Below are 26,901 nucleotides of genomic sequence, written 5' to 3' on the forward strand. Positions count from 1 at the left end.
ATGATGAATACTACATTTCCGGAAGGGACTGCTGTGGAGATGCATAAAATCGCAGGTTTATCGATTAACGCATGGAAAGCGAAAGATCCTATACTTAATAATGTGATGAAGATGAATGAAGTCTTCTGGACGAATCCGCATTACGGTAACAAACAAGAAAGTCCAATCGTCCAAGCTGAACAAGTTAAATCGGCTGAAGAAAGATTGAATAGATTTGCCAACTATATAATTAAAGCATTTCCAGAAACCGAACCAATGGAGGGGATCATTGAATCACCCCTAGTCGAGATTCCTTTCATGCAAAAAAACTTGGAAAAATCCTATGGAACTAAAATTGCGGGAAAACTTTTGCTGAAATGTGACAGTCATTTACCTATATCAGGTTCAATCAAGGCACGCGGAGGTATTTATGAGGTCTTAAAACGTGCTGAGGAAATAGCAATGAAGCATGGCGGTTTAAAGCGGACTGATAATTATGGGATACTTGCGAGTGATGAATACAAGGAGCTTTTTTCAAAATATTCGATTGCTGTCGGTTCAACCGGCAATTTAGGAATGAGTATTGGAATAATAAGCGCTAAGCTGGGATTTAAAGTAACGGTCCATATGTCTGCAGATGCCAAACAGTGGAAAAAGGATAAATTAACAAGTCTGGGTGTCATTGTAAAGGAATATGATGATGATTATAGTAAAGCTGTAGAAGAAGGCCGTAAAGAAGCATCACTTGATCCCGATTGCCACTTTATTGATGATGAAAATTCCATGGATCTGCTGCTAGGTTATGCGACGGCTGCAACACGCCTGAAGAAACAATTAAAGGATATGTCCATTACAGTAGATGAAGATCACCCTTTGTTTGTGTACTTACCATGCGGAGTCGGCGGCGGGCCCGGCGGCATAACATATGGGCTCAAGTTAGCCTTTGAAGATGATGTACATTGTTTTTTTGCAGAGCCGACACATTCACCATGCATGATGCTAGGATTGATGACAGGCCTTCATGACAAAGTTTCGGTTCAGGACTTTGGTATCGATAATAAGACGGAAGCGGATGGTCTTGCAGTAGGAAGGCCTTCAGCATTGGTTTCCAGTATGATGACGACCATGTTAAGCGGCAGCTATACCATAGAGGATAGAAGGTTATTCGAATTGCTCAAGGAAATGGCAGAGACGGAAGGCCATTATTTAGAGCCATCTGCCCTAGCAGGAGCATTTGGTCCGATACAACTTTTGTCAGCTCCAGAAGGAAGGGAATATCTTATGGATCAAAAACTGATGGATAAAATGAACCAGTCGACACATGTCATCTGGGCGACCGGTGGGAGCATGGTACCAAAAGATATGATGGAACTGTATTTATCTAAAAGTTAAAAAAATCCACAAGAGTGAAATTCTCAGATTGCAGGCAAACTCGTAGAAAATTGAGTTTGCCTGCATTTTTTATTTTTGAAAAACCTTTCAGTTGTTTTCAGCCAAAACCGTTTTTCGTCCAATCGCGCTTTATTTGACCGTCAAGACATTATTCGGACCCCGGAGCATACACTTTGCGGTCCGGATGATGATTCCGTTCCCTTTAGGTCGACGGCCTGCCAAAAACCCTCACCGCGAGCATCAAGCGGGGTCTTGGCTCATGACATTCAATGCAAATTTCATCACAAAGAAAGTCATTAAAATCATGGTAATCATCCCGATACAATCGTGAGAGGGAATCAGGATGAGCCCATTCCGAACTCCTTTTGGCATTTCCATTGAAATATCTCCTAAGTTAAGAAATTGGGGCTCTACAAACCACTATGTAAAGCCACTTTTGGACCTAACCATGTCCAATTGGCCATATTCTTTAAATTAATGGCAGAAATAAGCATCGCTTGCATCGGCTTAAAGCAGCCCTACGCATACCATGCTTTTCTTTTGCATCTACGAATACACGCTCAATCGTTTTTTTATGTTTGGCATATATAGGTTTTACATCTTAATAATGACGCTAATGATCTGCATCTTCCACGATATGCTTGTCAGAAATGTCGTGTCACTACTAAAAGCGCGTCTAGGGGAGACCCCGCAGTCGAAAGCCGAGGAGGCTCCCCGACCGCCCGCGGAAAGCGAGTGCCTGAAGTGGAAATCAACGTTCAATATGTACAAGCTAAAAAACTGTAGACAAACTCGATTTTAATCGAAAGTTTGTCTACAGTCTGTGAAGTTCACGACAGTGAACTTCCTTTTATTTATAACCCCCATGAGTTCAATAAAAGGTGAATGGCTTTTTCCAATTCGGATTCAGGAATCCCTGCAAAGCCCAATATAATTTTTGGAGGATGTTCGTCAATTTTCTCGATTGAATATGTCGATAGTCCATAAATTTTAATATGGTCTTCGTTTGCCTTTTGAATAAGTGTCTGTTCATCCATGCCGTTCTTGACGATGAGGACGATATGCAAACCTGACCGCTCTCCAATGATTTGTATTTGTTGATGTGGTTTAAATAGATCGATCACTTTATCCAACTTCCGACGGTACACTTTCCTCATGCGATTCAAATGCTTTTCGAAATCACCTTCCTTCATGAACTGTGTCAACACATGCTGATCAATCCGAGAAACGGTTGAATGGTAAAAAGACAATTCCTGTTGGTGCATTTGTAACAATGGAGCGGGAAGAACCATATAACTGATCCGAATTGATGGCATCAATGATTTGGAAAATGACCCTAAATAAATCACCTTATCACCAGCATCCATACTCTGTAAGGAAGGAATTGTTTTTCCACTATAACGAAATTCACTATCATAATCGTCTTCGATAATATAGCGGTTTGCTGCCCCTTGAGCCCAGTTCAACAATCGCGTCCGTCTGTTAACGGATAGGATCGTCCCATTGGGGAAGTGATGTGAGGGAGTGACATACACAACGTCGATCTTTGAATCTTCAATTTGGTTCACCTTTACGCCTTCTTCATCAATTTGCAGTGGATGGACTTCATTTGGGTAGCTGCGTAAAATCCGATGAATCAAGTGATACCCAGGATCTTCAACACCATAGATGGCATTTTTATCGAATAGAAGGACAAGCTGCTGTAATAAAATTTCCATTCCTGCACCAATGATGATCTGTTCTGGAACACATTGTACACCACGTGCATGATACAAATAATGGGCAATTTCACATCGTAATTCATATTCCCCTTGAGAATCCCCAAGTAAAAGAAGATCTTGATGTGATTCATCGATTTTGCTTTTCATGTATTTTCTCCATTTTTCAAATGGGAAATGTTCCGTGTCAATTTGGCTGGGATGAAAATGATATAGCAATTCCCCTTCTTTATGATTGCTTTGTTCCAAGGATACTTGGTTAGTTTGTGTATACTCTAAATCCTCGAATGTTTGAATATAGTACCCTTTTCTTGGTATGACTTCAACGTATCCTTCAGCAGTCAATTGTTCATATGCAGTCTCGACAGTATTTTGACTTATTTGAAGGAACTCTGCCAATTTCCGTTTGGAAGGCAGTTTTGTGCCGTAAAGAAGACGGCCATCAATAATTTCTTTTTTAATATATGAATATAATTGTTCGTACAAAGGTACTTCACTTAACCGATTTAAATCACAAGAAAGCATATTCATTTTGTTGCCACCTTTTTGAAAAAAATTCACTGACCCCATTAAATTTATTAAAACTGACACTTTCAATGCGGTCAACTCTTTTTTATACTAAGCCTAACAAATCTAAAAAATGCAAATATTAGGGGGAAGAAAAAAATGGAAAAATTATTAGGAACTGACACAGTAAAAAGAGGAATGGCACAAATGCAAAAGGGTGGCGTAATCATGGACGTCATTAACGCAGAACAAGCAAAAATCGCAGAAGCATCCGGTGCGGTCGCTGTCATGGCATTGGAAAGGGTTCCTTCCGACATCCGTGCGGCTGGCGGCGTAGCAAGAATGGCAGATCCGCGAATTGTCGAGGAAGTAATGAATGCAGTGTCAATCCCGGTCATGGCTAAAGCAAGGATTGGCCATATCGTTGAATCAAGGGTCCTGGAATCCATGGGAGTGGATTATATCGATGAAAGTGAAGTGCTGACTCCTGCGGATGAAGAATACCATATTCTAAAAAGTGATTTCACAGTACCTTTCGTTTGTGGCTGCCGTGATTTAGGCGAAGCAGCGCGCCGTATTGGTGAAGGAGCATCCATGCTTCGTACAAAAGGAGAACCAGGAACTGGTAATATTGTGGAAGCTGTGCGTCATATGAGAAAGGTACAGTCACAAATTCGCAAAGTGAGCATCATGAGTGATGATGAATTAATGACAGAGGCAAAAAATCTTGGAGCCCCTTTTGAAATTTTAAGAGAAATCAAACGCACAGGTAAATTGCCTGTAGTTAACTTTGCAGCCGGCGGAATTGCCACTCCAGCAGATGCTGCATTGATGATGGAATTGGGAGCAGATGGCGTTTTCGTTGGGTCTGGTATTTTTAAATCTGAAACTCCAGAAAAATTCGCATCCGCAATCGTTCAAGCGACTACATATTTCACCGATTATGAATTGATTGGCAAGTTGTCAAAAGAATTGGGCAGTGCAATGAAAGGCATTGATATTTCCAAACTAGCTCCGGCAGAACGGATGCAGGAACGTGGATGGTAATATGATAACGATCGGTGTTTTGGGATTACAGGGAGCGGTTGAAGAACACTTGAACCAAATCAAAGCTGCCGGCGAACAAGCAATTATAGTAAAAAAACCGGAGCAGTTGCAGGAAATCGATGGCTTGATCATTCCAGGCGGAGAAAGCACGACGATGAGGAAGCTAATGGATCGTTATGGATTTATGGAACCGGTTAAAACTTTCTTCGAAGATAAAAAACCAATTTTTGGTACATGTGCTGGGATGGTATTGGCGGCAAATGAATTGACTGGCGATGAGAAGGCCTATCTTGGACTAATGGACATTTCCGTGAAAAGGAACGGATTTGGACGTCAAAAGGATAGTTTCGAGGCTGAACTTTCAATCAAAGGAATGGAAACCCCTTATAAGGCAGTTTTCATCCGGGCGCCATTTGCTGATGGAATTGGAGAAGGTGTAGAAGTATTGGCTGTTTATGAAGAGAATGTAGTGGCTGCGAGACAAGACCATGTCCTCGTTAGTGCGTTTCATCCAGAATTAACAGGTGATGATCGTTTTATGCAGCTTTTCATTGAAATGGTGAAGACATCCGTAAGTAAGGCCGAATTGAAAACCTGCTAATCAAATGAAGCTGTCCTATTAATAGGACAGCTTTACTTTTGAAAGCTCAAAACTCTATAAAAATACATATTGCTTGAATTTACTATTCTTAACTTTTATAATAAAAGTAAGTGTTCACTTACTTAGTTGAAAGGGGAATGTATATGACAGCAAGAGTTGCAGTTATTACAGGGGGAGCAAGCGGTATAGGCCGAGCCACATGCCTGAAATTCGCAGCAAAAGGGGACAAGGTCGTTGTTGCGGATTTTAATGAAGAAATGGGCCGGGAAACCGTTGATCAGATAACAGCTAATGGTGGAGTGGCCATTTATGTTAAAACGGATGTTTCTAAGCAGGAAGATGTTGAATCGTTAATCAATAAAGCAGTGGAAACATACGGAAGGCTCGATATCATGTTTAATAATGCCGGCATTGGTGCGGGCGGTATGATCATAGACCAAGATATGGAAGGTTACTACAAAACGATTGGAGTGAACCAGCACGGAGTGGCCTTTGGAATCATGGCAGCAGGACGGAAAATGAAGGAACTGGCTAACAAGGGAGTCATTATAAATACCGCTTCTGTATTTGGCTACTTAGCTTCCCATGGGACTTTTGCCTATCAGGCGACTAAAGGCGCTGTAAGAATGATGACACAGACAGCAGCTTTGGAATTGGGTGCTTATGGCATTCGCGTTGTGGGCATTGCGCCTGGCGGGGTTGACACTCCTATCATACAAGGTTATAAAGACATGGGAATCATTGATAAATTGAATGCAAGTCAAATGCGCGGTGAATTGATTAAGCCAGAAGCCATTGCAAATGCCGTCTATCTATTATCGTTAGAGGAAGCGGATGCGATCAATGGAAGTGTAGTCATGGTCGATGATGGCTATGCATCTTTTAAGTGATTTTCATAAATAGAAAACATCGTCCCAACCAGACGATGTTTTCTATTTATGATATATGGGAATATTGAATTCTAATAGATCAAAGGTAATATTGACCGATAGATACCAGCGATATATCATGGGAAATAGATGGGTGAAACCGGTCTTATCTTTATAAAAGAAGGTTGATATTTTTGAAAAAAGGGCAGCAAACCAAAGAACGAATCATAAATGTAGCCCGGAGTCTTTTTGCCACTAAAGGTTTTGACATGACAAGAACGAATGAAATTGCCTCTGCATGCAATGTTTCCGAAGCTACTATTTACAAATACTTTGACAGCAAAAAAGATTTGCTTTTGGCTACAATTACCCCTAATGAAAAAGAGGAATCTGAAGATGGGACTAGCCATCTATCCACGGATGATCTAGTGGAGAATCATGTTACTACCATGATAAAAAAAATTCTTGAAAATAAAGAACAGTTTTCGATATTATTTAGGGAAACACAATTCGATCAAGATATTTCAAAGCAATATGTAGATCAGATTTTCAAACCAAATGCCAGGCATATTGAAATACAGAAGAGAATAGATAGCGGAGAGATACAATATATCTCTGATATTATTTTATTTAATGTAGGGATCATTTCTTTCACATTGGCTTTATCTACACATTATGAGATCCATCAACAAAAAAAGGAGCCATATTTTACTTCTGAACGAATTAAGAGCATTGCTCAACTTTTGGTATATGGTATTCATGGGAAACAAAATCATACATAATGAAACGGTCATATTTAAGGGCATGAGCATCAAGCCGTAAATATGACCGTTTCTTTTTTCATTCAGAGTAGATGTCTAGAGTGTAAGATTTGACTTATATTTTTCAGACAATTACGATAAATGTATACTTCACGAAATGCTTTAAGAAAATTATATCTGGAAATCTTGTAACATTGGAGGGTATCAATGAGCGATATCGTAATTTTATCAGGAAGTCCGGCTATTCCATCAAGAACGGACATTTCACTAAAACATATTCAATCATTAGTCGAAAATGCAGGATTTACTACAGCTTATTTCTCGATTACGGATTTCTCAGCAGATGATTTATTCCAAGGGAAATATAATAGCGAGGATATCTCAAAGCTTTCAGAGAGAATTCAAGCAGCCAGAGGAGTCATTATAGGTTCACCGGTTTATAAGGCTTCTTATACAGGTGTATTGAAAGCATTGATTGATTTGCTGCCAGAAGGTGCTTTTAAGGGTAAGCCGGTGCTGCCAATCATGATTGGTGGAAGTAACAGGCATCTATTGGCGATTGACTATGCGCTTAAACCATTAATTTCAATATTAAAAGGCGAGCCGCTGCAGGGGATTTATTTTGTTGATAAGGAAATAGATAAACAGAATCCAGAAAACCCGATCAATGATTTGCATTTAATTGATCGCGTCCAGAGTCAGGTTCAAGAATTTGTAGAAGCGATACAGTTAAGAAATTAATGACTTCAATAAATTAATTCCTTCCATAAAAAGACTGGAACCCTAGAAATTTTTTTTAGAATAACACGCGTCAATAATAGGCCTAATAATGAAAATAGACTCATTTTTTTGGAGACTTTATCTAAAAAGACGAGTCTATTTTCGCATTTATATGAACATAAAATCATAAATTGAATAGTGTGTATAAAAATAACAGTTCATCCATAATATTAAACCAAGTTATTTTATAAGAAAACTCCATTGACAAGGATTAAATATATGTTAATATTTAAAATAATAAAACTTATCCAGAGCGACGGAGGGAATTGGCCCTTTGAAGTCCAGCAACCTGCATGATGGATGCAAGGTGCTACCTCCAACAAAATGTTGATCATTTTGGAAGATAAGGTAAAGATATTTACCTTGCGATCTTTCCATCATGGAAAGATTTTTGTTTTTTGTGAAAATTTTAGGCAGACCATAATAATGTAAGGTTGTATGGAATTATATAAATCTAAGAAATTTAAAATAAAATATTCGCGGATTTTCTTAAAGGAGGAACTGGTTTGGATAAAGAGAATCAGCTTGAAGAAATTTTTGAACGACTTCAAGAAATGCTTAATTCAATGAAATATGGATCCATTACACTTATTGTCCAGGATGGTAAAATCATTCAAATGGAAAGAAATGAAAAACTAAGAATTAAATAAGGTATCTGCTGACTAGAAAAACTAGAGGCGGGTTTAACTGATATAAAGAGAGTATTGGTTAGATTCGTCTCTTTTTCCTAGATTTAAATAACCCGGGAATATTACAACGGGAATTGATCAACAGTTACTCTAACCTAATACAGCAAGTTTTTAGAGGGGGCTACAAAGTTGGCTGCATTAATAAACTATGAAAATTTCAATACAGGGGACTTCCCTGTATTTCCTGCAGACAGTGAGACAAAAGGTGCTTTGGAAGTTCTGCAATGGGCGAATGACCATTATGGAGACAAACTGATTTATGCTTGCAGTTTTGGTATTGAAGGCATCGTGCTTACGGATTTATTGGCGAAGGTCAATCCTTCGGCTAAAATAGTTTTCCTTGATACAGATGTTCATTTTGAGGAAACTTACCAATTGATCGAGGAAGTGAAGAAGCGATATCCGAAGCTTTTGATCGAAATGAAGAAACCTGACTTGACGCTTGAGGAACAAGCGGCGGAATATGGCGATGAATTATGGCTTAGTGATTCCAATAAGTGCTGTAACATCCGTAAAATCGTTCCGCTTACAGATGTGCTTTCATCGGCAACAGCCTGGCTTTCGGGACTGCGGAGGGAGCAATCCGAAACTAGGGCTAAGACCGAGTATATCAATAAGGATAATAAGTTCAAATCTGTTAAAATATGCCCACTCATACATTGGACATGGAAAGATGTTTGGCGCTATGCCCACAAAAATGGACTTCCATATAATGTCCTGCATGATAATGGATATCCGAGCATTGGATGTAAAACGTGTACTGCACCTGCCTTCAATGCAGATGATTTACGCTCAGGCCGTTGGCAAGGAGCTCAAAAAACGGAATGCGGATTGCATTTATCTTAAATAAATAGAAACCATAGGGGGAAATTAGCATGACAATCAGTTTACCGCACGGAGGAACATTAATCGATCTTTGGGAACCAAAATATGATTTTAGTAAAATTACGAAGTCAATCGAAATCGATGAAATTGCTTTAAGCGATCTTGAATTGATAGGCACTGGTGCCTACAGCCCGATTAAAGGATTCTTTACAAAAAGTGACTATGAGACAGTGGTAAAGGATATGAGGCTTAGCAGCGGACATGTATGGAGCATCCCGATTACGCTGCCTTTGACCGAAGAAACTGCAGAAAGCCTTACTATAGGTGAAGAAGTAACATTAACCCATGAAGGTGAAACTTACGGGGTTCTCTCCGTTTCCGATATTTACACTCCAGATAAGCAATTGGAAGCGACATTGGTATATCAAACAGATGATGAGAAGCATCCTGGAGTGAAAAATTTATATAACCGCGGGGATGTATATGTCGGCGGGGAAATAAAGTTGATCAAGAGAATAGAGCGTCCGCTATTTCAAGCTCATTATTTGGACCCAGTCGAGACAAGGAAGGCTTTCGCTGAAAAAGGATGGGAAACGGTTGTCGGTTTCCAAACGAGGAACCCTGTTCACCGTGCACATGAATATATTCAAAAGACAGCATTGGAAATCGTCGACGGTTTATTCTTAAATCCTCTAGTCGGTGCCACTAAATCAGATGACATTCCGGCAGATGTAAGAATGGAAAGCTATAAAGTGCTGCTTGATAAATATTATCCTAAGGATCGCGTCTCCCTTGCAGTTTTCCCTGCTGCCATGCGTTATGCAGGACCTAGAGAAGCCATTTTCCATGCGATGGTCCGTAAAAATTATGGTTGTACCCATTTTATCGTCGGACGTGATCATGCGGGTGTGGGCGATTATTATGGCACATACGATGCTCAAAAAATCTTTGGGAATTTCAATGCAGATGAGTTAGGGATCACGCTATTATTCTTTGAACATAGTTTTTACTGTAAAGCATGTGGCAATATGGCTTCCGCTAAAACTTGTCCGCATGGCAAGGAAGACCATGTCATCCTGTCTGGAACGAAGGTAAGGGAAATGTTGCGTAATGGAGAAATTCCTCCAGCTACCTTTAGCCGTAAGGAAGTCATCGAGGTGTTGATCGAAGGTCTAAAAAAAAATGAAGTTTATAACTGATTGGACATAAATGGAAGGTTCACATGAAGAGGGGGATTATCAAATGAGTAAAAGTACGAATGTCACATGGCATGAGACGTCATTGACCAAGGAGCACCGACGGAAGCAGAACGGCCATGAAAGCACGGTTCTATGGTTTACAGGACTATCGGGTTCCGGAAAATCAACGATTGCAAACGCGGTCGCTAAAGAGTTATACAATCGGAATATTCGAAGTTATGTTTTGGATGGTGATAATATCCGTCATGGCTTAAATAAAGATTTAGGTTTTTCTGAAGAAGATAGAACCGAGAATATTAGGCGGATTGGTGAGGTTTCCAAGTTATTCGTGGATAGTGGGCAGTTCGTATTGACCGCTTTCATATCACCTTTCAGGGCAGATCGGCAGATTGTACGTGATTTACTCGAAGAAGGGGAGTTTATTGAAGTATACATAAAGTGTCCGATCGAAGAGTGCGAAGTGCGTGATCCAAAAGGGCTTTATGACAAGGCCCGTAAAGGCATCATTAAAGATTTTACCGGAATCGACTCTCCATACGAAGAACCTGAACAACCGGAAATCATTTTAGAATCCGACCAATACAGCATTGAAGAGTGCGTTGAACAGGTAATCGGCTATTTGACAGCAAAGAAAGCGATCTAATCAAGGAGGAAATGTAATGGTTTACGAGAAATTTTGGTCGGAAAATCCACTAATCGCTAAAAATAAAACGGAAATCTGGAAATTGGAAAAAGACGGCTTGAAGATATTTGATGATATTCCGCATTATGCAGCAAATGGGTTTGATTCCATCCCTAAAGAGAAATGGGATATGTTCAAGTGGGCAGGTCTATACCTGCAACGGCCAAAAGAAGCTGGTTATTGGATGATGCGAGTCGTTATTCCCGGAGGTATCCTGACTTATGATCAACAAATAACTCTAGCTAACATCGCAAAAGATTACGGGAGGGACGTATATGACATTACAACCCGTCAAGCCATTCAATTCCACTGGCTGACCATCGAACAGGTCCCGGATATTTTGAATCGTTTGGAAAAGGTTGGAATGACTACGGCTGGTGCTTGTGGTGATATAACCCGTAATATCATCGGTAATGCATTGGCAGGTATCGATCCTGATGAACTTTTTGATACACGCGATGTACTTTATGATGTATTTGAATATTTCCGCCTTAACGAGGACTATTCGAACCTTCCGAGGAAATATAAAATGTCCATAAGTGCCAATATCCATAATGCTTCAAATGCTGAAATCAACTGTGTTTCATTCAATCCAGCCACTAAAGTAATTGATGGAGTAACGGAAGTCGGTTTTCATGTTAAAGTAGGCGGGGGCCTATCCTCCGTTCCGATGCTGGCAGAAGAGCTTGACTTATTCATTTTACCTGAAAAAACTGTGGAAGTGGCTGCCGCCATCACGACGATATTCCGTGACTTTGGGTACCGTGAAAAGCGACATCGCTCACGTTTGAAATTCCTTGTCGCTGACTGGGGTCCTGAACAATTCAAGGAAAAATTGCTGGAATACACCGGTCCGCTTCCTGAAAAGGGAGAAAGTGCGGTGAAGGGATGGAATGCAGGGTATTTCTACGGCATCCATAAACAAAAGCAAGATGGTCTGAACTATGTTGGCGTCAATATACCAGTTGGTCGTCTAAACCCAGACGAAGTGATCGAGTTTGCCGAACTTGCAAAAAAATATGGAAATGGTGAAATCCGCAACTGTAATTCTCAAAATCTAATCATTCCCAATGTGCCGGATGCAAAACTTGAGGAATTAAAGCAGGAATCCATCTTCGAAAGATTTCCATATCAACCAAAGAAATTCATTGGGTATTCCGTTTCTTGTACAGGCATCGAGTATTGCAACTTGGCTCTCGTTGAAACGAAAAACCGAATGAGGACCATTTCTGAAGCACTGGACAAGGAAATAGATCTCGATGTACCTGTAAGGATGCATATGGTCGGCTGTCCGAATAATTGCGGTCAAAGAGCCATCGCCGAAATAGGGCTGCAAGGCATAAAAATGAAAAACCAGGATAAAAAGATGGTCGAGGCTTTTGAGATATACGTTGGTGGAACGCTGAATGAGGGCGGGAAGTTCAATGAAAAGCTTAAAGGAAAAGTGGAAGCTGAAAAGCTCCATCATGTTCTGAAAGAAATGATCCTATTTTTCAAAGAAACAAAACTACTATCCGAAACCTTTCTCGATTTTGTGGAAAGGGTAGGGGTAGACGAATTACAAAGTAAACTTGATGATATATTAGCGGAAGTGGCCGTTTAGTAGGGGAAGGTAAGCATTCCATGAATCTATACCGTTTTGAAGTCACTATCAAGGAAAAACCAATTCATGTCATCATTGTTGCCGATTCAGATGAAAAGGCGTTTGAACTTGTTGATATCGAGCTGGAAAAGCATTATTTGAAAATGCCTGAAGTGGATGACATCTCATTATATGAAAAAAGGAAAATTAAAAATGGAGCAGGTTTCGTTTTATCGGAATTCGAAACAATTCTCTAAGGGAAGGCAGGATGCAAAAATGGGGAAAGTATATCTAGTAGGAGCCGGTCCCGGAGATCCAGATTTAATTACATTAAAAGGATTAAAATGCATCCAAGAAGCTGATGTCATTTTATATGATCGACTTGTCAATAAAGAACTTTTGAATCATGCAAAAGACGGTGTCGAGCTGATTAATTGCGGTAAACTGCCGGATTATCATTTGTTGCAGCAGGATACCATCAATCGGTTCCTCGTTAAATATGCAAAAAAGGGAAAAATAGTCACTCGTTTGAAAGGCGGCGATCCATTCGTCTTTGGGAGAGGCGGTGAGGAAGCGGAAGCCCTTGCCAAAAGTGGCGTAAGCTTTGAAATCGTACCAGGAATTACGGCTGGAATCGCCGCTACAGCCTATGCGGGAATTCCAGTTACACATAGGGACCATGCTTCATCATTTGCAATTGTTACCGGTCATCGAAAAAAAGATGAAGAGGATAATATCAAGTGGGAATCCCTTGCAAAAGGAATCGATACATTAGCCATTTATATGGGTGTTAAAAACCTGCCATATATTCAAGGAAAACTTTTGGAACATGGAAAAAGCCCAGAGACTCCGGTAGCCCTTATTCATTGGGGTACATTAACAACGCAAAAAACAGCTGTCAGTACGTTGGCTAAAGTAGTGGAAACCGCCAATAACGAACAAATTTCGAATCCTTGCATGATAGTCGTGGGAGATGTCGTTAATTTACGGGAAAAAATCAAATGGTTTGAAGGAAAACAAACCGAAAATTTGTTGGCGAATGAGGCCTTTTAATGGAAGCCATTTTATATATTTGCCATGGCAGCCGTGTTAAAGAAGCTTCAGCCCAAGCCATTGATTTTATTAAAGTTTGTATGCAAGCACAGCCATATTCCATTCAAGAGTATTGCTTCTTGGAATTGGAAACTCCTACGATTGAAGAGGCCTACGAACGATGCGTCCAAAAAGGTGCGACGAGAATATTGGCCATTCCAGTTCTATTGCTGACAGCTGTACATGCAAAACATGATATTCCAGTCATATTGAATAAAATGAAAGAACGGTACCCTGCCGTTGACTTGAGATACGGAAGGCCGATTGGTGTCAGCGAGAAAATGGTTGACATTTTAGTGGAACGGTTGGAGGAAACAAATGTAAGTGTTACGGAGGGTTCCTTGGTATTATTGGTTGGAAGGGGCAGCAGTGATCCCGACGTCAAAAGGGATTTGTCTCGATTGGCCGATTTGCTAAGGAACAGGTTTCCAAAAATACGGGTGCAAGAGTGTTATTTGACAGCTGCCACACCAAGCTTTGGAGAAGCGTTGGAATTTGCGGTGGAATCTCGATCAAACCAAGTATTTATCATTCCATACCTATTGTTTACAGGTCTCTTAATGCAGTCGATTGAAAATAGTATAAAAAAGATCCAAAAAAAGGGGAAGCAAAGAATCATAATTTGCCGATATTTAGGTTATCACCCAAAGATTGAACAAGCAATTTCGGAACGAATTCATGAAGTGAGTGGGGAGGCAGCCTATGTATCCAATTACGCTTAATATCGAGAACAGAAAGTGTGTCATCATCGGCGGTGGTAAAATAGCTTACTTTAAAGCGGGCCCGTTATTGGAAGCTGGTGCTGAAGTTACCGTCGTAAGCCCCGAAATATGCACAGGTTTTCAAGTGTTGGAGAAAGAAGGTAAGATCCGGGTCTTACTTAAAGAAGTGGAAGAAACTGACTATAAAGATGCATTTTTAATCATTGTTGCTACCAATTCTACTGAAGTAAATGAACGAGTTTACGAGAACGCATCCGAAAGTCAGTTGGTTAACGTAATCAGCAATCATGAGTTGGGCAATTTTCATATACCGGCCACATTGAATAGAGGCATGCTTTCCATAAGTGTTTCTACCAATGGAGCAAGTCCAACGCTCGCAAAAAAAATACGGAATGACCTAGGTAAAGTATATGATGAATCATATGAAGAATATCTTGAATTCCTTTTTGAAGCAAGAATGATTATAAAGAATGGGTCATTTTCAAAAGAAGAAAAATCTAAATTATTGAAAGATTCAATAGTGGATATTTATAAATATTCCTTAAAAGAAAGATATCGTTTTTTAGCTAGGCTTTTACCAGTAGAAGCTGAAGAAAATATATCATTGGGCTGATCAGAAAAACTGAAGGCACCTAACCAACATGTCATTTCATTTTGGTTAGGTGCCTCTTTGTGTCTTAAAGGAAATCTAAATGATTTATACAGGCAAACGGTACCATCGGGTCGATGATATAGGTTCTATTTTAGTGAAAAAAGGGGAATGTCATGAAAAAGTTAATCGTTTTGGCCTTTATCGGGTTTTTAGCCCAATTAATTGATGGTTCGCTTGGAATGGGGTATGGAGTGAGTTCCACTTCCTTATTGTTGACATTCGGGATTGCCCCTGCAGTAGCATCAGCATCCGTTCATTTATCGGAAGTAGTGACAACAGCAGTATCCGGAGCTTCACATATAAAGTTTGGGAACGTGGATAAAAATATGGTCTATCGCTTGATCATTCCAGGTTCTGTTGGTGCATTTGTAGGTGCATGTTTTCTGAGTAACCTGCCAGCCGAATTAGCAAAACCGTATATTGCCATATTTTTATTTGGTCTTGGTGTATACGTTTTATTCCGCTTTTTATTTATTTTTAAACCGTCAAAGGAAAATGAAACCGTAAGGCCATTGACCGCAAAACAATCCATTCCGTTAGGCCTTTTTGCAGGCTTTTGTGATGCAACAGGCGGAGGCGGTTGGGGACCGATTGCAACACCTGTTTTATTGTCAAAAAAAGGCATGACGGCGAGAAAAGCTGTAGGAACTGTAGATACGAGTGAATTTGCCATTGCTTTCTTTGGAAGTCTTGGCTTTATCATTTCTCTTGGATGGGAAGCTGTCAATTGGCTTTGGGTCGTAGCGTTGATAATTGGTGGAGTGGTTGCCGCACCAATTGCAGCCTGGCTCGTCAGGATGCTTCCTGCTCAATTAATGGGTGTTTTAGTGGGCGGTTTCATTATCTTAATCAATGTAAGAACATTATTGGCTACATGGATTCCGATTGAAGCCCATATATACATCTATACTGGCATCGTCATAATATGGTTTTCTGGAATTCTTCTTACCATCAATAAGATGGCGAATGCGAGAAAACATGATCATATCGAACACCGCCAGAATGTTTCCTGATTCCCGAGTTTGAAAGAAGCGAATGTACACAAGAAGCATATTCCGATGCGTAAATAAACTAGTAGGTATGTATGTACCTACGAGTAAAGTCTTTTGCCAAATGGAATTCCGACTATAAAGTTGGTGCGGTTTTAATAAAGGGATCTTGATCTCATTTAATAGATTCATTACCCTTTTTTGCTTTCCTAAAAATCGAGAGACTTATCACTCCAATATCTATGTATAAGAATTCATAGTACCCCTTACTAAAGTAAGCCATCGGAGAGATTTAAATGATTTTAGAGCAGAAGCAGAACCAATAATTTCTAGCTCCTTCTGTTCAAATGAGTGATTTACACTTTCATATAATATATAGGAGGAACTATTTCTTTTACTCTATCGAATTTAAATCCCTGCTTGTTTGGATATCAGCATTTGATTGATGGAGGATAATTCAGCGTCCCGAAAGACCCGTTATTTCCACCAGAAATAACGGGTCTTTCGCTTGTCTTGGCTTCACCAATAACCCTCCCCGTGCCTACAATTGGTCTTCAGTTCACTACCAGTAAATGAATGGGCAAATTGAATGCACTCAGCTACATTCTTAATGTCCTTCAGCTGTCTGTCATTTCCGACGATGAGTACATGAAAATCGCGGATATCCTTTAATTTAAATCCCTGCAAGCTTTGAAAAGCATGCAGATTTTTGCTTTATGCCGGGACATCGGAAAAATCGGTTATCAATTTATTCCTTGGAAAAAAATCTTTACCTGCCGCTGTGGTATCCTTTTCATATCTAATTTCTGGTAGTGTGTCCGGTGAAGGCGAACGTAATGTTTTAGGAGCAATAGGTGGAGCCATCATCGTTCATCCATTTAAACCGTTATTTTAGTTTTTAAAGGTAGTTAAATATTTTTCAGTTTTGTACAATGATTAAATAGCAAATTTGAAAAGGAGTTTTAAAATGGAAGGCATCTCTGATCATTTAAAGGAAAATTTGGATATTTTGTTCGTAGGTTTCAATCCGAGCATTCGTTCAGGTGAGACTGGTCATCATTATGCGAATCCAAACAATCGCTTTTGGAAAATCCTCTTCGAGTCCGGGCTGACACCAAGGAAATATGAACCGACTGAAGACTCGACATTACTGGATTTAGGTTATGGTTTTACCAATATCGTTTCCAGGCCTACAAAAGGAGCGGACGATATCACTAAAGAAGAGTACATAAAAGGAAGGAAACAATTAAAAAGGAAAATAAAAAAGTATAAACCTAAACTTGTCTGTTTTGTAGGCAAGGGTGTCTATCAGGAATATCGTCAATTACGAAAAATCTCTTGGGGGCTGCAAGAAGAACCTACATCCAATGAGACCATGGAATTCGTTGCCCCTTCTTCCAGCGGTTTAGTTAGAATGCCGATAAATGAGATCATCGAAATATATAGTGAGTTGCCCATTCTGCTTGGCCAGCTGAAAAGCAATTGAAGAAACTTATTAAAACTACGGTGAAATTATATGAGTCAGGATAACGGAATGGAAAAGCGGTGGCTTTTTTCAGAGGTCAATGAAGGTGAAGGCCTTTGCCAAGGAGTAAAGGATTGTATACCTATTTTATGGGATACCTAAGTATCGGTTTTGCTAACAGGGTCGTAGATACTTTCATACCTAGAATCGTTCCTTTGGGGCTGCTTAGTACCTGAATGGGGGATCGCATGGCTAAAGCATGAGCAAGTGGCCTTAATGGCGGCGCTGTTTGCACATATAACAGGTCTTTTCACTTTAGGATAATGGGTTGAATTTGGCCGCAGCTTTACCAGCTTTTCTGATTGCCGTTTTTACGAGAAGACTATTGGGTACGGTTATGATTGGCTTGCTTTCCTTGATGAAATTACGAAATTTCTTTTAATAATTACTAAACATTTTAATGATAGGCCGATATAACCAGTAATGGATTGCCATTACTGGGTTTTTATTTCCCAAGAACATATTTCATAAACCGCAACTTTTTGAGTTCGGTCATTACCGTTAGGCAAATGACGCTTTTTAATGAACATTGGAAGCTTGATTATCAAAAAGGCCAGTGATTACATAAACTAGGGTGAATGTACTTCTGAAAGGTCGTTTTGGTTAGCAGAAATGAAAGCGCTTCTAATTGGAAATGAAACAACCAACGTTTAGAAAACGGGAGTCTGTCTACAATGGGAATAAGCAAATAACTATGGAGGTGTTCAATTGATGAATGTTAATGGTGCCCTAGAGGTTCTTGATCGCATGCGGCTTCCTAATGGTGCATATACTGCAAGCGTTTCCGATGATTATAATTATGTCTGGATAAGGGATGTCGTTTATACAGTAATACCTTTTATAAATGATCCGTCCAATCGTTACGAAAAAGCATATCATGCTTTATTCGACTTATTTCAAACCTATGAGTGGAAGATAGATATTCATACGGTGCAGAAACCCCAGTTTCTATTTGAACATATCCATGCAAGGTATTCCACTGAGCTTAAAGAACTGCCCGATGAGTGGGGGCATGCCCAAAATGATGCGGTAGGTGCCTTTTTATGGGGTGTCGGTGAAGGATATAGGCATGGTAAAAAGGTGATAAGAAACCAACGTGATTTAGAAATTGTCCAAAAGCTGGTCAATTACTTGGAATGCCTGCAATATTGGCAGTCGGAAGATAACGGGATGTGGGAAGAAAATATAGAAATCCACGCTTCAAGCATAGGTGCATGTGTTGCTGGATTGAATTCAGTCAAAATGCTGGTAAACGTCAAGGAAGAACTGATTAAAAAGGGAGAAGAAACACTTCGTTTCCTGCTTCCAAGGGAAAGTTATTCAAAAGAGACGGATTTAGCCCTTTTATCGTTGATTTATCCGTATCGGCTGGTAGACCGTGAAATAGCACTTGAAATATTGAAGAATGTCACAGAGAGACTAGAAAGAACAAATGGTTGCATTAGATATGAGAAGGACCTTTATTATAATGACGGTCAAGAAGCGGAATGGTGTTTCGGGCTTCCATGGTTGGGCTTATGCTACCTTGAACTTGGCATGATGAACAAAGTTAATGAATATATAGATAAAACAAAAATGATCATTCCGGAAAATTGGGAAGTTCCTGAGTTATATATTGGAGGCAGTAATATACCAAACGGGAATACTCCTTTGGCATGGTCAGTCTCATTATCCTATTTATTCTTGACGAAGACTTCCATGATTCGAACTGAACAAATAACATGAAGCATTCATACTGGATACCTTAAAGCTCTTCCCCAAAAAAGGGAAGAGTTTTTCTTGGTATAATAATATTTTTACAATAAATGTCTTTTTTCTTTAAAAAAGTGTTTAAATTTACAAAAAAACGGCTATTTATAACAATAACTTCACCTCCATTTGAAGGATTAATATCATTTTCATCGAATATATATAATAACTGGGGAAGGATGGGTAAAATACTATCGAGTTAATACTGATGGAGGGGTTTTATTGAGTACAATTATTGACCAGCTACAAGAGATTTATCCAAGCGATTTCGATTTGTATTTGTTTCATGAAGGCACCCTTTATGAAAGCTATAAAATGCTTGGGGCACACATTGTGACAACATTAGGTAATGAAGGAGTACGCTTCACCGTTTGGGCCCCCCATGCCAAGCAAGTTTCAGTAGTCGGTAATTTTAATAATTGGGACGGAAAAGATCATGAGATGAAACGGATCGAGCGTTCAGGTATCTGGGTGTTGTTCGTACCAGGATTACAAGAAGGGGAACTCTATAAATATGAAATACATACACCCGGAAATAAACGTATCCTAAAAGCCGATCCATATGCCTTTTATTCGGAGGTCAGACCAAATACTGCTTCGGTCATTAAAAGGCTGGATAATTTTGAATGGCAAGATTCGAAGTGGATAGCCGATAAGAAAAAGGAAAACATTTATCAAAAACCTATGTCCATTTATGAAGTGCACCCAGGAACATGGAAACAGAAAGAAGATGGTGAATTTTTTTCGTACCGTGAATTGGCTGATAGATTAGTTGAATATGTGATTGATAATAGTTTTACACATATTGAAATCATGGCCATAATGGAACACCCTTTTGATAAATCGTGGGGATACCAGGTCACGGGTTATTATTCCGTAAACAGTCGGTACGGTTCACCGGAAGATTTTAAATATTTAATTAACCTTTGCCACCAAAAGGGCATAGGAGTAATCCTTGACTGGGTTCCCGCCCATTTTTGTAAAGACGCACATGGACTTTCCCGTTTTGATGGTACACCTCTCTATGAACCAATTGATTACACGAGAGCAGATCGCCCGTTATGGGGGACATACAATTTTGATTTTACTAAACCAGAAGTAATCAGTTTCCTTATATCAAATGTAATGTTTTGGATGGATGTATACCATATTGATGGGGTCCGTGTCGATGCGGTATCGTCAATGGTTTACTTGAATCATGATAATCCATTGCCGGTCAAGCTGAAAAACCAGTTTGGCGGTGAGGAAAACCTGGAAGCCATACAATTTTTACAAAAACTTAACGAAGTGGTTTTCAAGAAATATCCCAATGCATTAATGATGGCGGAAGAAGCGACAGACCGGCCACTTATAACTTCTCCTACAGATATAGGCGGCCTGGGCTTTAATTACAAATGGAATATGGGATGGACTAACGATATCCTTCGTTATATGAAACTTGAAACAAATGAAAGGCCATATCATCATAACCTTTTAACATTTTCATTTTTCTATGCTTTTTCAGAAAATTTCGTTTTACCCTTTTCACATGATGAAGTGGTTCATGGCAAGAAGTCATTATTGAATAAAATGCCAGGTGACTATTGGCAGAAGTTTGCAAATTTACGGTTACTCTTTGGGTATTTCATGACGCATCCTGGAAAGAAGCTTCTATTTATGGGAGGAGAATTTGGCCAATTCATAGAATGGAAAGATGAGGAACAATTGGATTGGCTACTTTTGGAATATGAATCCCACGAAAAGATGGCATATTACTTCCGTACCCTTCAGGACTTTTATAGCCAAACTTCCTCTCTTTGGAGACTGGATCATGTCCAGGAAGGTTTTGAATGGATCGATCCGAACAATAGTGAACAAAGTATCATCACTTTTATGAGAAAAGGTAAACGCAAAGGCGATTATTGCATTGTTGTCTGTAATTTTTCTGCACAGGCTCATGCTCACTATCAAATAGGTGTACCATCCCAAGGCAAATATATAGAAGTTTTCAGCAGTGATTCAGCAGCTTTCGGAGGATCGGGTCAGATCAATGAAGAACCCATTAATGTCAAAAAGATACCATACCATAATCAACCATACAGCATGGAAATAACTGTACCTCCATTAGGCATTTCTATTTTTATGAAGCAAACAAAAAAAAGACGGGGGAGAGTGACCGAATAATGGGAGCGAAAAAATGGATAGCAATGTTATTGGCAGGAGGCCAGGGTTCAAGGTTAGGTGAATTGACGATTGGTTTGGCAAAACCAGCTGTTCCCTTTGGCGGTAAATATAGAATCATCGATTTTCCATTAAGTAACTGCACTCATTCTGGTATAGATACGGTTGGGGTACTGACCCAATATCAGCCATTGATTCTAAATGATTATGTTGGTAATGGCAAAGCTTGGGACCTTGATTTGGATGTTGGCGGAGTTTCCGTACTTCCCCCTTATCAAGGGAAAGAAGGCGGTGAATGGTATAAAGGGACGGCAAATGCTGTTTATCAAAATATCCAATACATTGATAACTATGATCCGGAACATGTACTGATTCTCTCTGGTGACCATATTTATAAGATGGACTACAGTAAGATGCTGGATTATCACATCGAAAAAAATGCAGAGGCAACAATAGCGGTCATTCAAGTGCCGTGGCAGGAAGCAAGTCGTTTCGGAATCATGAATACCAATGATGAAGATAAAGTCACACAATTTGACGAAAAACCAAAATATCCAAAAAGTAATCTTGCTTCCATGGGAGTTTACCTTTTCAATTGGAAAACCCTAAGACGGTATTTAATCAATGATGAAAAAGACGAAAATTCTTCCAATGATTTTGGCAGCAACATCATTCCAAAAATGCTTGAAGATCGAAAGAAGCTATATGCCTACCGTTTTAATGATTATTGGAAAGATGTTGGAACGGTCGAAAGCCTTTGGCAGGCACATATGGACTTATTGGAGGATACACCAAATTTCCAGTTGGATGATCAGCAATGGAAAATTTTTGCACGCAATGCAAATCATCCGCCGCAATATATATCACCGGATGCTGAGGTCAGTCAGTCGCTTATCAATGAAGGATGCATGATTCATGGGAACATTGAACATTCGGTTTTATCCTATAATGTACAGGTGGGCTATGGGTCAACCATAAAAGATTCAGTCATCATGCCTAATGTCACGATTGGTGAAAACGTTCATATAGAAAGAAGCATCATAGCCAGTAATTGTGTTATAGAAGATGGTGCCGTAGTTGGCAATTCAGCTGTTACATCCGATATTACCTTAATTGGTGAAAATCAAACCATTCTCAATCCAAACAAAAAAAAGATCACTCTTAACTAGAAAAAGGGGAAGATGCTATGGAAAATGTGTTGGGTATTATTAACTTAATCAATGAAAGACAACATTTAAAAGATCTGACTGCTCACCGTAATGTGGCATCTGTGCCATTTGGTGGACGCTACCGCTTGATTGACTTTACTATGTCGAATTTCATTAATGCAGATGTATCAAAAGTAGCCGTTTTTCCAAAAGAAAAGTATCTTTCAGTTATGGATCATCTTGGCTCAGGTAAAGAATGGAACTTGGATCGGCGTTCAGGAGGCTTATACATCTTGCCCCCTATCCATCCGGATGAAACGGTAACAGGCGATATGAAGCAATTTTATGATCATCTCAGCTTTTTCGAACGTGCAGAGGCAGATACTGTCATCATTTCCCCAGGAAGCCATGTATGCAAATTGGATTTTAATGAAGTGCTTGATTATCACAAAAAACATAAAGCGGATATCACAGTGGTATATAAGGATTATGTAGGGGAATTGATTGAAAAACCAATTTATCACACCTGCTCGGTAGATTCGGATGAAGACATAACTGACATTAGCTTTTATACCATCCCTAGACCTGGTGACCATGTTTGTCTAGAAACCTTCATCATAAGTAAAACGCTATTGGTGAACTTGATTAAAAGCTGTGTTGCCAGTGGGGAATATGACTTTTTGAAAGACGCTGTGAAAGCAAATCTTCATCGTTTTACCGTAAAAGGCTATAACTTTACTGGTGATATGCCATTCATCCATTCCATTGAAAGCTTTCATGCCAGTAATATGAATTTCCTGAACCCTTCGGTAATCCGTTCTTTCTTCGGAGATACTTGGGATGTTTATACGAAAATCAAACATGAGGCACCGACCAAATATTCAAGTTCTTCGAAGGTTACCAATTCATTGATAGCCAACGGTTGTGATATTGAAGGGATTGTCGAAAACAGTATACTCTTCCGTGGGGTAAAGGTGAAAAAGGGTGCGATAGTAAGAAATAGCATCATCATGCAAAAAGGCGTGATTGAAGAAGGAGCCATCGTTGAAAATATCATAACTGATAAAGAAGTGAGAGTTACTAGTGAAAAATCAGTAATTGGTTTAAAACAGCCTACTGTAATAAAAAAAGCGGAAGTAATTTAATAGAGGAGGTGCGGCAATGAATGTTGTATTTGCTGCTTCAGAATGCGCCCCTTTTATAAAAACGGGAGGGCTCGGAGACGTTATAGGCGCGCTCCCGAAAGCGCTGAAAAAACAGGGAGTCCATGTAAGTGTCATCCTGCCTAAATATGGGGATCTTCCTAACCAATTCAAACAGGAATTGGAACATATGACGAGTATTGAAGTTCCTGTTGGTTGGCGCCAGCAATTTTGTGGCATCGAAAAACTTGTTGCTAACGGAATTACATATTATTTTCTGGATAATGAATATTATTTCAAAAGGCATGGTAGTTATGGTTTCTTCGATGATGGCGAAAGGTTCGCCTTCTTTTCCCGTGCAATTTTAGAGGCATTACCCTTTTTGGAAGAAAAACCGGATGTTATACACTGCCATGATTGGCAAACGGGCCTTGTTAGCGTTTTGATGAAAGCCCATTATCATAACCATCCATTCTATCAGGATATTAAAACGATATTTACGATACATAATTTACGCTATCAAGGAGTTTATCCTAAAGCTGTATTAGCTGAATTACTCGATTTGAGTGAGTTATATTTTAATATCGAAGGTCTTGAATTTCATGGGAATGTAAGTTATTTGAAAGCCGGCCTGGCTTTTTCTAACATAGTCACAACGGTAAGCCCAAGTTATGCGGAAGAAATTCAGATACCTTATTTCGGGGAAAATCTGGATGGGTTTTTACGTAAGAGAAATGGTGAGCTTAAAGGGATTATCAACGGAATCGATTATGAGGAATATAATCCTGCAGCAGATGAACATCTTGCTGTTCCATTCGATTCTTATGAGGGTAAGATGGAGAATAAACGTCAGCTACAGGAATCGCTGGGTCTTCCTGTCAATGATGACGTACCGGTTTTATCAATGGTAACTAGGCTTGTTGATCAAAAAGGAATAGATCTTGTTCTCCATGTTTTTCATGAAATGATGAACCAAGGAGTTCAATTCATTCTTTTAGGTACGGGTGAAGAGCAATATGAATCGGCATTTCGTCATTTAGCTGACCAATATCCAAATCAGGTTTCAGTCCATACATATTTTGATGAGGGGTTGGCAAGAAGGATATATGCAGGTTCTGATTTATTCCTGATGCCATCACAATTCGAACCATGTGGTATCGGCCAACTCTTGGCACTGCGTTATGGTACACTGCCTTTAGTGAGGGAAACTGGCGGACTTCGTGATACGGTCATACCGTATAACCAATTTACTGGTGAAGGCAATGGCTTCAGTTTTACGAATTATAATGCACACGATATGCTCCATACAATTGAGCAATCTGTTGGTCTGTACAAATTCCAGCCGAAAAGATGGAGGAAAATGGCCGAAAATGCAATGAAGTTAGACTTCAGTTGGACATCATCGTCATTAAAGTATATGGAGCTGTATGAAAGTTTGATTCCTGTCATGAAGTGATAACTGGATAGGTAATACACAAAGCACTTGCGAACATTGTTTTCGTAAGTGTTTTGTTTCTTTTACCATCAAATATGGGTATATGATATTTATATATAAAATATTGCTGTGTAGGAGAATGAAAAGATGAAAAGAAGAAGGATGGAAATTGTATTTTTATTTATATTAATTGCTTCAGTTTATATGATCCTGTTCACTCAAGTTAGCTTCGACGTGAAGCTATTTTTTATTGGATTATATATTTTGGTCATGTTTATCACCCTATTTTCACTCATGCTCGAAAATAGATTTGCCCACGAGACACTTTTATGGATGTATGTGCTTTTGTTTTTCCCGGTATTTGGATATGTGTTTTATCTATTCTCAGGTCAGCTCTATTTAAAGGGGTATTTATTCCGAACTAAAAGGAAAAAAGATCGAGAAGAATGGAAGAGTCTTGTTACACGGGTATCCTCTCCAGATTTATCGTTCTTGAATGATCATCAGCAATCATTCGCAGCTTTTGCCAAAAATGCATCTGAGACCACCATTAGTACATCATCGAAAACGGAAGTATTGAAAAATGGCAACGAAACGTTTACAGAAATCATAAGACAGTTAAAAAAAGCTGAGAAATTCATCCATATTGAATACTATATTTTTCGTTCCGACAGGCTTGGTACTGAAATTATAGATATCCTTATTGAAAAAGCAAAAAATGGTGTGGAGGTTTTATTCATTTTTGATGCGGCAGGAAGCTTAAGCCTATCAAATAATGAAGTTAAACGGATGAAAAATGCAGGGATTAAAGCCTATCCATTTTCGCCATTGAAACACGGTTTTTTCAATCAAAAATTTAATTTTAGGAATCACCGTAAAATCATCATCATAGATGGGGAAGTTGGCTTTGTAGGAGGTTTAAACGTAGGAGAGGAATATTTAGGCCGAAATAAAAGCATTGGTTTTTGGAGAGATACACATATGGTCCTTAAAGGTGAAGCGGTATATATGCTTCATACCGTTTTCCTTTTGGATTGGGAATATGTCAGCGGTGAAGATGTATTGCAAGGACGTCCAGAATTCAAGAATAAAGTGGTACAAGGGGATGGAGCTGTCCAGGTGGTAGCAAGCGGACCTGATACACAACAGGGGATCATGAGTGATTTTTACTATTCACTTATCACGAACGCCACAAAATCAATCTGGATTGCAAGTCCATACTTCGTACCAAATCAAGCGATTAAAGCAGCAATTAAACATGCCGCAATTAAGGGGATACAAGTCAGGGTTATGGTTCCGGCAGTAAATGATGGGTTTTTAACCCAATATGGCAGTCGCTCCTATTTCGGTGAGCTGCTTCAATTCGGCGTAGAGGTATACTCGTACAAAAAAGGTTTTCTACATCAGAAACTTATTATCGTAGATGGTGATATGGCATCCATAGGAACGGCAAATATGGATATGAGGAGTTTTCATCTGAATTTTGAAGTGAATGTCTTTCTTATGGGCAGCCGTACCATTGAAGATCTCATCACTCATTACAAAGAGGATATGATGGATAGTGACAAACTAGATCCTATCGGGTATAACAATCGTGGTTTACTGGAACGTTCAAAAGAATCATTTGCCAGATTGTTTTCGAATGTACTCTAATGG

At 39.4% G+C, this 26,901-nt stretch carries 25 protein-coding genes, 1 pseudogene and 1 riboswitch; of the genes and pseudogenes, 23 read left to right on the top strand and 3 right to left on the bottom strand.

Annotation, left to right across the window (positions count from 1 at the left end; all coding sequences use genetic code 11):
- Positions 1 to 39 precede the first annotated feature (39 nt).
- Positions 40 to 1,371, top strand: coding sequence for a D-serine ammonia-lyase (locus tag ACZ9AO_RS14640; RefSeq protein ID WP_406593954.1), 1,332 nt, complete (start codon positions 40 to 42; stop codon positions 1,369 to 1,371).
- Between the two features lie 240 nt (positions 1,372 to 1,611).
- On the opposite strand, the gene ACZ9AO_RS14645 is transcribed toward ACZ9AO_RS14640, so the two are convergent.
- The 3 genes and pseudogenes from ACZ9AO_RS14645 to pdxR form a co-directional block, all read right to left on the bottom strand.
- Entirely contained in the window at positions 1,612 to 1,749 is a 138-nt protein-coding gene (locus ACZ9AO_RS14645; protein ID WP_476109331.1) for a hypothetical protein, read from the bottom strand.
- A 32-nt stretch (positions 1,750 to 1,781) separates the two neighbouring features.
- Positions 1,782 to 1,966 (bottom strand): annotated as a pseudogene (locus ACZ9AO_RS14650) (IS5/IS1182 family transposase); the annotation flags it as partial.
- Between the two features lie 259 nt (positions 1,967 to 2,225).
- Positions 2,226 to 3,620: a MocR-like pyridoxine biosynthesis transcription factor PdxR gene (gene pdxR / locus ACZ9AO_RS14655; protein WP_251539875.1), complete on the bottom strand. Its 1,395-nt coding sequence runs from the start codon at positions 3,618 to 3,620 to the stop codon at positions 2,226 to 2,228.
- A 135-nt stretch (positions 3,621 to 3,755) separates the two neighbouring features.
- Between pdxR and pdxS the strand changes: the two genes are divergently transcribed.
- From pdxS to cls, 22 genes are all read left to right on the top strand, one after another.
- On the top strand, positions 3,756 to 4,643 hold the full coding sequence (pdxS, locus tag ACZ9AO_RS14660) for a pyridoxal 5'-phosphate synthase lyase subunit PdxS (RefSeq protein ID WP_034306956.1): 888 nt from the start codon (positions 3,756 to 3,758) through the stop codon (positions 4,641 to 4,643).
- Positions 4,644 to 4,647: 4 nt separating this feature from the next.
- Entirely contained in the window at positions 4,648 to 5,244 is a 597-nt protein-coding gene (gene pdxT / locus ACZ9AO_RS14665; RefSeq protein WP_048680918.1) for a pyridoxal 5'-phosphate synthase glutaminase subunit PdxT, read from the top strand.
- Positions 5,245 to 5,387: 143 nt separating this feature from the next.
- Positions 5,388 to 6,134 carry an SDR family NAD(P)-dependent oxidoreductase gene (locus tag ACZ9AO_RS14670; RefSeq protein ID WP_476109332.1) on the top strand — a complete coding sequence of 249 codons (747 nt, stop codon included), beginning with the start codon at positions 5,388 to 5,390 and terminating at the stop codon, positions 6,132 to 6,134.
- Between the two features lie 173 nt (positions 6,135 to 6,307).
- On the top strand, positions 6,308 to 6,895 hold the full coding sequence (locus tag ACZ9AO_RS14675; protein ID WP_251539873.1) for a TetR/AcrR family transcriptional regulator: 588 nt from the start codon (positions 6,308 to 6,310) through the stop codon (positions 6,893 to 6,895).
- A 186-nt stretch (positions 6,896 to 7,081) separates the two neighbouring features.
- Positions 7,082 to 7,615 carry an NADPH-dependent FMN reductase gene (gene ssuE / locus ACZ9AO_RS14680; protein WP_048680796.1) on the top strand — a complete coding sequence of 178 codons (534 nt, stop codon included), beginning with the start codon at positions 7,082 to 7,084 and terminating at the stop codon, positions 7,613 to 7,615.
- 280 nt (positions 7,616 to 7,895) lie between these two features.
- A riboswitch (SAM riboswitch) is annotated at positions 7,896 to 8,004 on the top strand.
- Between the two features lie 156 nt (positions 8,005 to 8,160).
- Positions 8,161 to 8,304 carry a YezD family protein gene (locus tag ACZ9AO_RS14685; protein ID WP_072273036.1) on the top strand — a complete coding sequence of 48 codons (144 nt, stop codon included), beginning with the start codon at positions 8,161 to 8,163 and terminating at the stop codon, positions 8,302 to 8,304.
- Between the two features lie 168 nt (positions 8,305 to 8,472).
- The gene (locus tag ACZ9AO_RS14690) at positions 8,473 to 9,189 is read left to right on the top strand and encodes a phosphoadenylyl-sulfate reductase (protein ID WP_048680799.1); all 717 of its coding nucleotides are present in this window, start codon (positions 8,473 to 8,475) and stop codon (positions 9,187 to 9,189) included.
- Between the two features lie 29 nt (positions 9,190 to 9,218).
- On the top strand, positions 9,219 to 10,367 hold the full coding sequence (sat, locus tag ACZ9AO_RS14695) for a sulfate adenylyltransferase (RefSeq protein ID WP_251539872.1): 1,149 nt from the start codon (positions 9,219 to 9,221) through the stop codon (positions 10,365 to 10,367).
- A gap of 43 nt (positions 10,368 to 10,410) precedes the next feature.
- Positions 10,411 to 11,010 carry an adenylyl-sulfate kinase gene (gene cysC / locus ACZ9AO_RS14700; protein ID WP_048680807.1) on the top strand — a complete coding sequence of 200 codons (600 nt, stop codon included), beginning with the start codon at positions 10,411 to 10,413 and terminating at the stop codon, positions 11,008 to 11,010.
- A 16-nt stretch (positions 11,011 to 11,026) separates the two neighbouring features.
- On the top strand, positions 11,027 to 12,652 hold the full coding sequence (locus ACZ9AO_RS14705; RefSeq protein ID WP_251539871.1) for a nitrite/sulfite reductase: 1,626 nt from the start codon (positions 11,027 to 11,029) through the stop codon (positions 12,650 to 12,652).
- Positions 12,653 to 12,672: 20 nt separating this feature from the next.
- Positions 12,673 to 12,888 carry a DUF3906 family protein gene (locus ACZ9AO_RS14710; RefSeq protein ID WP_034306935.1) on the top strand — a complete coding sequence of 72 codons (216 nt, stop codon included), beginning with the start codon at positions 12,673 to 12,675 and terminating at the stop codon, positions 12,886 to 12,888.
- 19 nt (positions 12,889 to 12,907) lie between these two features.
- Positions 12,908 to 13,684 carry a uroporphyrinogen-III C-methyltransferase gene (gene cobA / locus ACZ9AO_RS14715; RefSeq protein WP_057277558.1) on the top strand — a complete coding sequence of 259 codons (777 nt, stop codon included), beginning with the start codon at positions 12,908 to 12,910 and terminating at the stop codon, positions 13,682 to 13,684.
- A complete protein-coding gene (locus tag ACZ9AO_RS14720) occupies positions 13,684 to 14,445 on the top strand; it encodes a sirohydrochlorin chelatase (protein WP_476109333.1) in 762 nt (253 codons plus the stop codon). The genes cobA and ACZ9AO_RS14720 overlap by 1 nt, the downstream gene beginning before the upstream one ends.
- Positions 14,426 to 15,058, top strand: coding sequence for an NAD(P)-binding protein (locus ACZ9AO_RS14725; RefSeq protein ID WP_476109334.1), 633 nt, complete (start codon positions 14,426 to 14,428; stop codon positions 15,056 to 15,058). Before ACZ9AO_RS14720 ends, ACZ9AO_RS14725 begins: the two co-directional genes overlap by 20 nt.
- Positions 15,059 to 15,210: 152 nt before the next feature.
- Complete coding sequence (locus ACZ9AO_RS14730; protein ID WP_063593645.1) at positions 15,211 to 16,110, top strand: sulfite exporter TauE/SafE family protein; 900 nt, start codon at positions 15,211 to 15,213, stop codon at positions 16,108 to 16,110.
- A gap of 943 nt (positions 16,111 to 17,053) precedes the next feature.
- Positions 17,054 to 17,572 carry a mismatch-specific DNA-glycosylase gene (locus ACZ9AO_RS14735; RefSeq protein ID WP_476109335.1) on the top strand — a complete coding sequence of 173 codons (519 nt, stop codon included), beginning with the start codon at positions 17,054 to 17,056 and terminating at the stop codon, positions 17,570 to 17,572.
- Positions 17,573 to 18,322: 750 nt separating this feature from the next.
- A complete protein-coding gene (locus ACZ9AO_RS14740; protein ID WP_034306927.1) occupies positions 18,323 to 19,336 on the top strand; it encodes a glycoside hydrolase family 15 protein in 1,014 nt (337 codons plus the stop codon).
- A 246-nt stretch (positions 19,337 to 19,582) separates the two neighbouring features.
- Entirely contained in the window at positions 19,583 to 21,523 is a 1,941-nt protein-coding gene (gene glgB / locus ACZ9AO_RS14745) for a 1,4-alpha-glucan branching protein GlgB (protein WP_476109336.1), read from the top strand.
- Positions 21,523 to 22,689 (top strand): glucose-1-phosphate adenylyltransferase, encoded by a 1,167-nt coding sequence (locus ACZ9AO_RS14750; protein ID WP_476109337.1) that lies wholly within the window; start codon positions 21,523 to 21,525, stop codon positions 22,687 to 22,689. Before glgB ends, ACZ9AO_RS14750 begins: the two co-directional genes overlap by 1 nt.
- 17 nt (positions 22,690 to 22,706) lie before the next feature.
- Complete coding sequence (glgD, locus tag ACZ9AO_RS14755; protein ID WP_053535125.1) at positions 22,707 to 23,813, top strand: glucose-1-phosphate adenylyltransferase subunit GlgD; 1,107 nt, start codon at positions 22,707 to 22,709, stop codon at positions 23,811 to 23,813.
- Positions 23,814 to 23,829: 16 nt separating this feature from the next.
- Positions 23,830 to 25,266 (top strand): glycogen synthase GlgA, encoded by a 1,437-nt coding sequence (glgA, locus tag ACZ9AO_RS14760; RefSeq protein WP_476109338.1) that lies wholly within the window; start codon positions 23,830 to 23,832, stop codon positions 25,264 to 25,266.
- A gap of 126 nt (positions 25,267 to 25,392) precedes the next feature.
- Positions 25,393 to 26,898 carry a cardiolipin synthase gene (cls, locus tag ACZ9AO_RS14765; RefSeq protein ID WP_251539865.1) on the top strand — a complete coding sequence of 502 codons (1,506 nt, stop codon included), beginning with the start codon at positions 25,393 to 25,395 and terminating at the stop codon, positions 26,896 to 26,898.
- Positions 26,899 to 26,901: the final 3 nt, after the last annotated feature.

The sequence above is a fragment of the Peribacillus sp. TE19612 genome (genome assembly GCF_056279465.1).

Excerpts from the sequence above, each read along its gene's own strand:
- ACZ9AO_RS14710 (WP_034306935.1), top strand. The coding sequence starts at position 12,673 with ATGAATCTATACCGTTTTGAAGTCACTATCAAGGAAAAACCAATTCAT.
- ACZ9AO_RS14705 (WP_251539871.1), top strand. The coding sequence starts at position 11,027 with ATGGTTTACGAGAAATTTTGGTCGGAAAATCCACTAATCGCTAAAAAT.
- ACZ9AO_RS14750 (WP_476109337.1), top strand. The coding sequence starts at position 21,523 with ATGGGAGCGAAAAAATGGATAGCAATGTTATTGGCAGGAGGCCAGGGT.
- ACZ9AO_RS14730 (WP_063593645.1), top strand. The coding sequence starts at position 15,211 with ATGAAAAAGTTAATCGTTTTGGCCTTTATCGGGTTTTTAGCCCAATTA.
- ACZ9AO_RS14640 (WP_406593954.1), top strand. The coding sequence starts at position 40 with ATGCATAAAATCGCAGGTTTATCGATTAACGCATGGAAAGCGAAAGAT.
- pdxR (WP_251539875.1), bottom strand. The coding sequence starts at position 3,620 with ATGAATATGCTTTCTTGTGATTTAAATCGGTTAAGTGAAGTACCTTTG.
- ACZ9AO_RS14670 (WP_476109332.1), top strand. The coding sequence starts at position 5,388 with ATGACAGCAAGAGTTGCAGTTATTACAGGGGGAGCAAGCGGTATAGGC.
- cysC (WP_048680807.1), top strand. The coding sequence starts at position 10,411 with ATGAGTAAAAGTACGAATGTCACATGGCATGAGACGTCATTGACCAAG.
- sat (WP_251539872.1), top strand. The coding sequence starts at position 9,219 with ATGACAATCAGTTTACCGCACGGAGGAACATTAATCGATCTTTGGGAA.
- ACZ9AO_RS14735 (WP_476109335.1), top strand. The coding sequence starts at position 17,054 with ATGGAAGGCATCTCTGATCATTTAAAGGAAAATTTGGATATTTTGTTC.
- pdxS (WP_034306956.1), top strand. The coding sequence starts at position 3,756 with ATGGAAAAATTATTAGGAACTGACACAGTAAAAAGAGGAATGGCACAA.
- glgA (WP_476109338.1), top strand. The coding sequence starts at position 23,830 with ATGAATGTTGTATTTGCTGCTTCAGAATGCGCCCCTTTTATAAAAACG.
- glgD (WP_053535125.1), top strand. The coding sequence starts at position 22,707 with ATGGAAAATGTGTTGGGTATTATTAACTTAATCAATGAAAGACAACAT.
- cls (WP_251539865.1), top strand. The coding sequence starts at position 25,393 with ATGAAAAGAAGAAGGATGGAAATTGTATTTTTATTTATATTAATTGCT.
- ACZ9AO_RS14645 (WP_476109331.1), bottom strand. The coding sequence starts at position 1,749 with ATGGAAATGCCAAAAGGAGTTCGGAATGGGCTCATCCTGATTCCCTCT.
- cobA (WP_057277558.1), top strand. The coding sequence starts at position 12,908 with ATGGGGAAAGTATATCTAGTAGGAGCCGGTCCCGGAGATCCAGATTTA.
- ACZ9AO_RS14740 (WP_034306927.1), top strand. The coding sequence starts at position 18,323 with ATGAATGTTAATGGTGCCCTAGAGGTTCTTGATCGCATGCGGCTTCCT.
- ACZ9AO_RS14725 (WP_476109334.1), top strand. The coding sequence starts at position 14,426 with ATGTATCCAATTACGCTTAATATCGAGAACAGAAAGTGTGTCATCATC.
- ACZ9AO_RS14720 (WP_476109333.1), top strand. The coding sequence starts at position 13,684 with ATGGAAGCCATTTTATATATTTGCCATGGCAGCCGTGTTAAAGAAGCT.
- ssuE (WP_048680796.1), top strand. The coding sequence starts at position 7,082 with ATGAGCGATATCGTAATTTTATCAGGAAGTCCGGCTATTCCATCAAGA.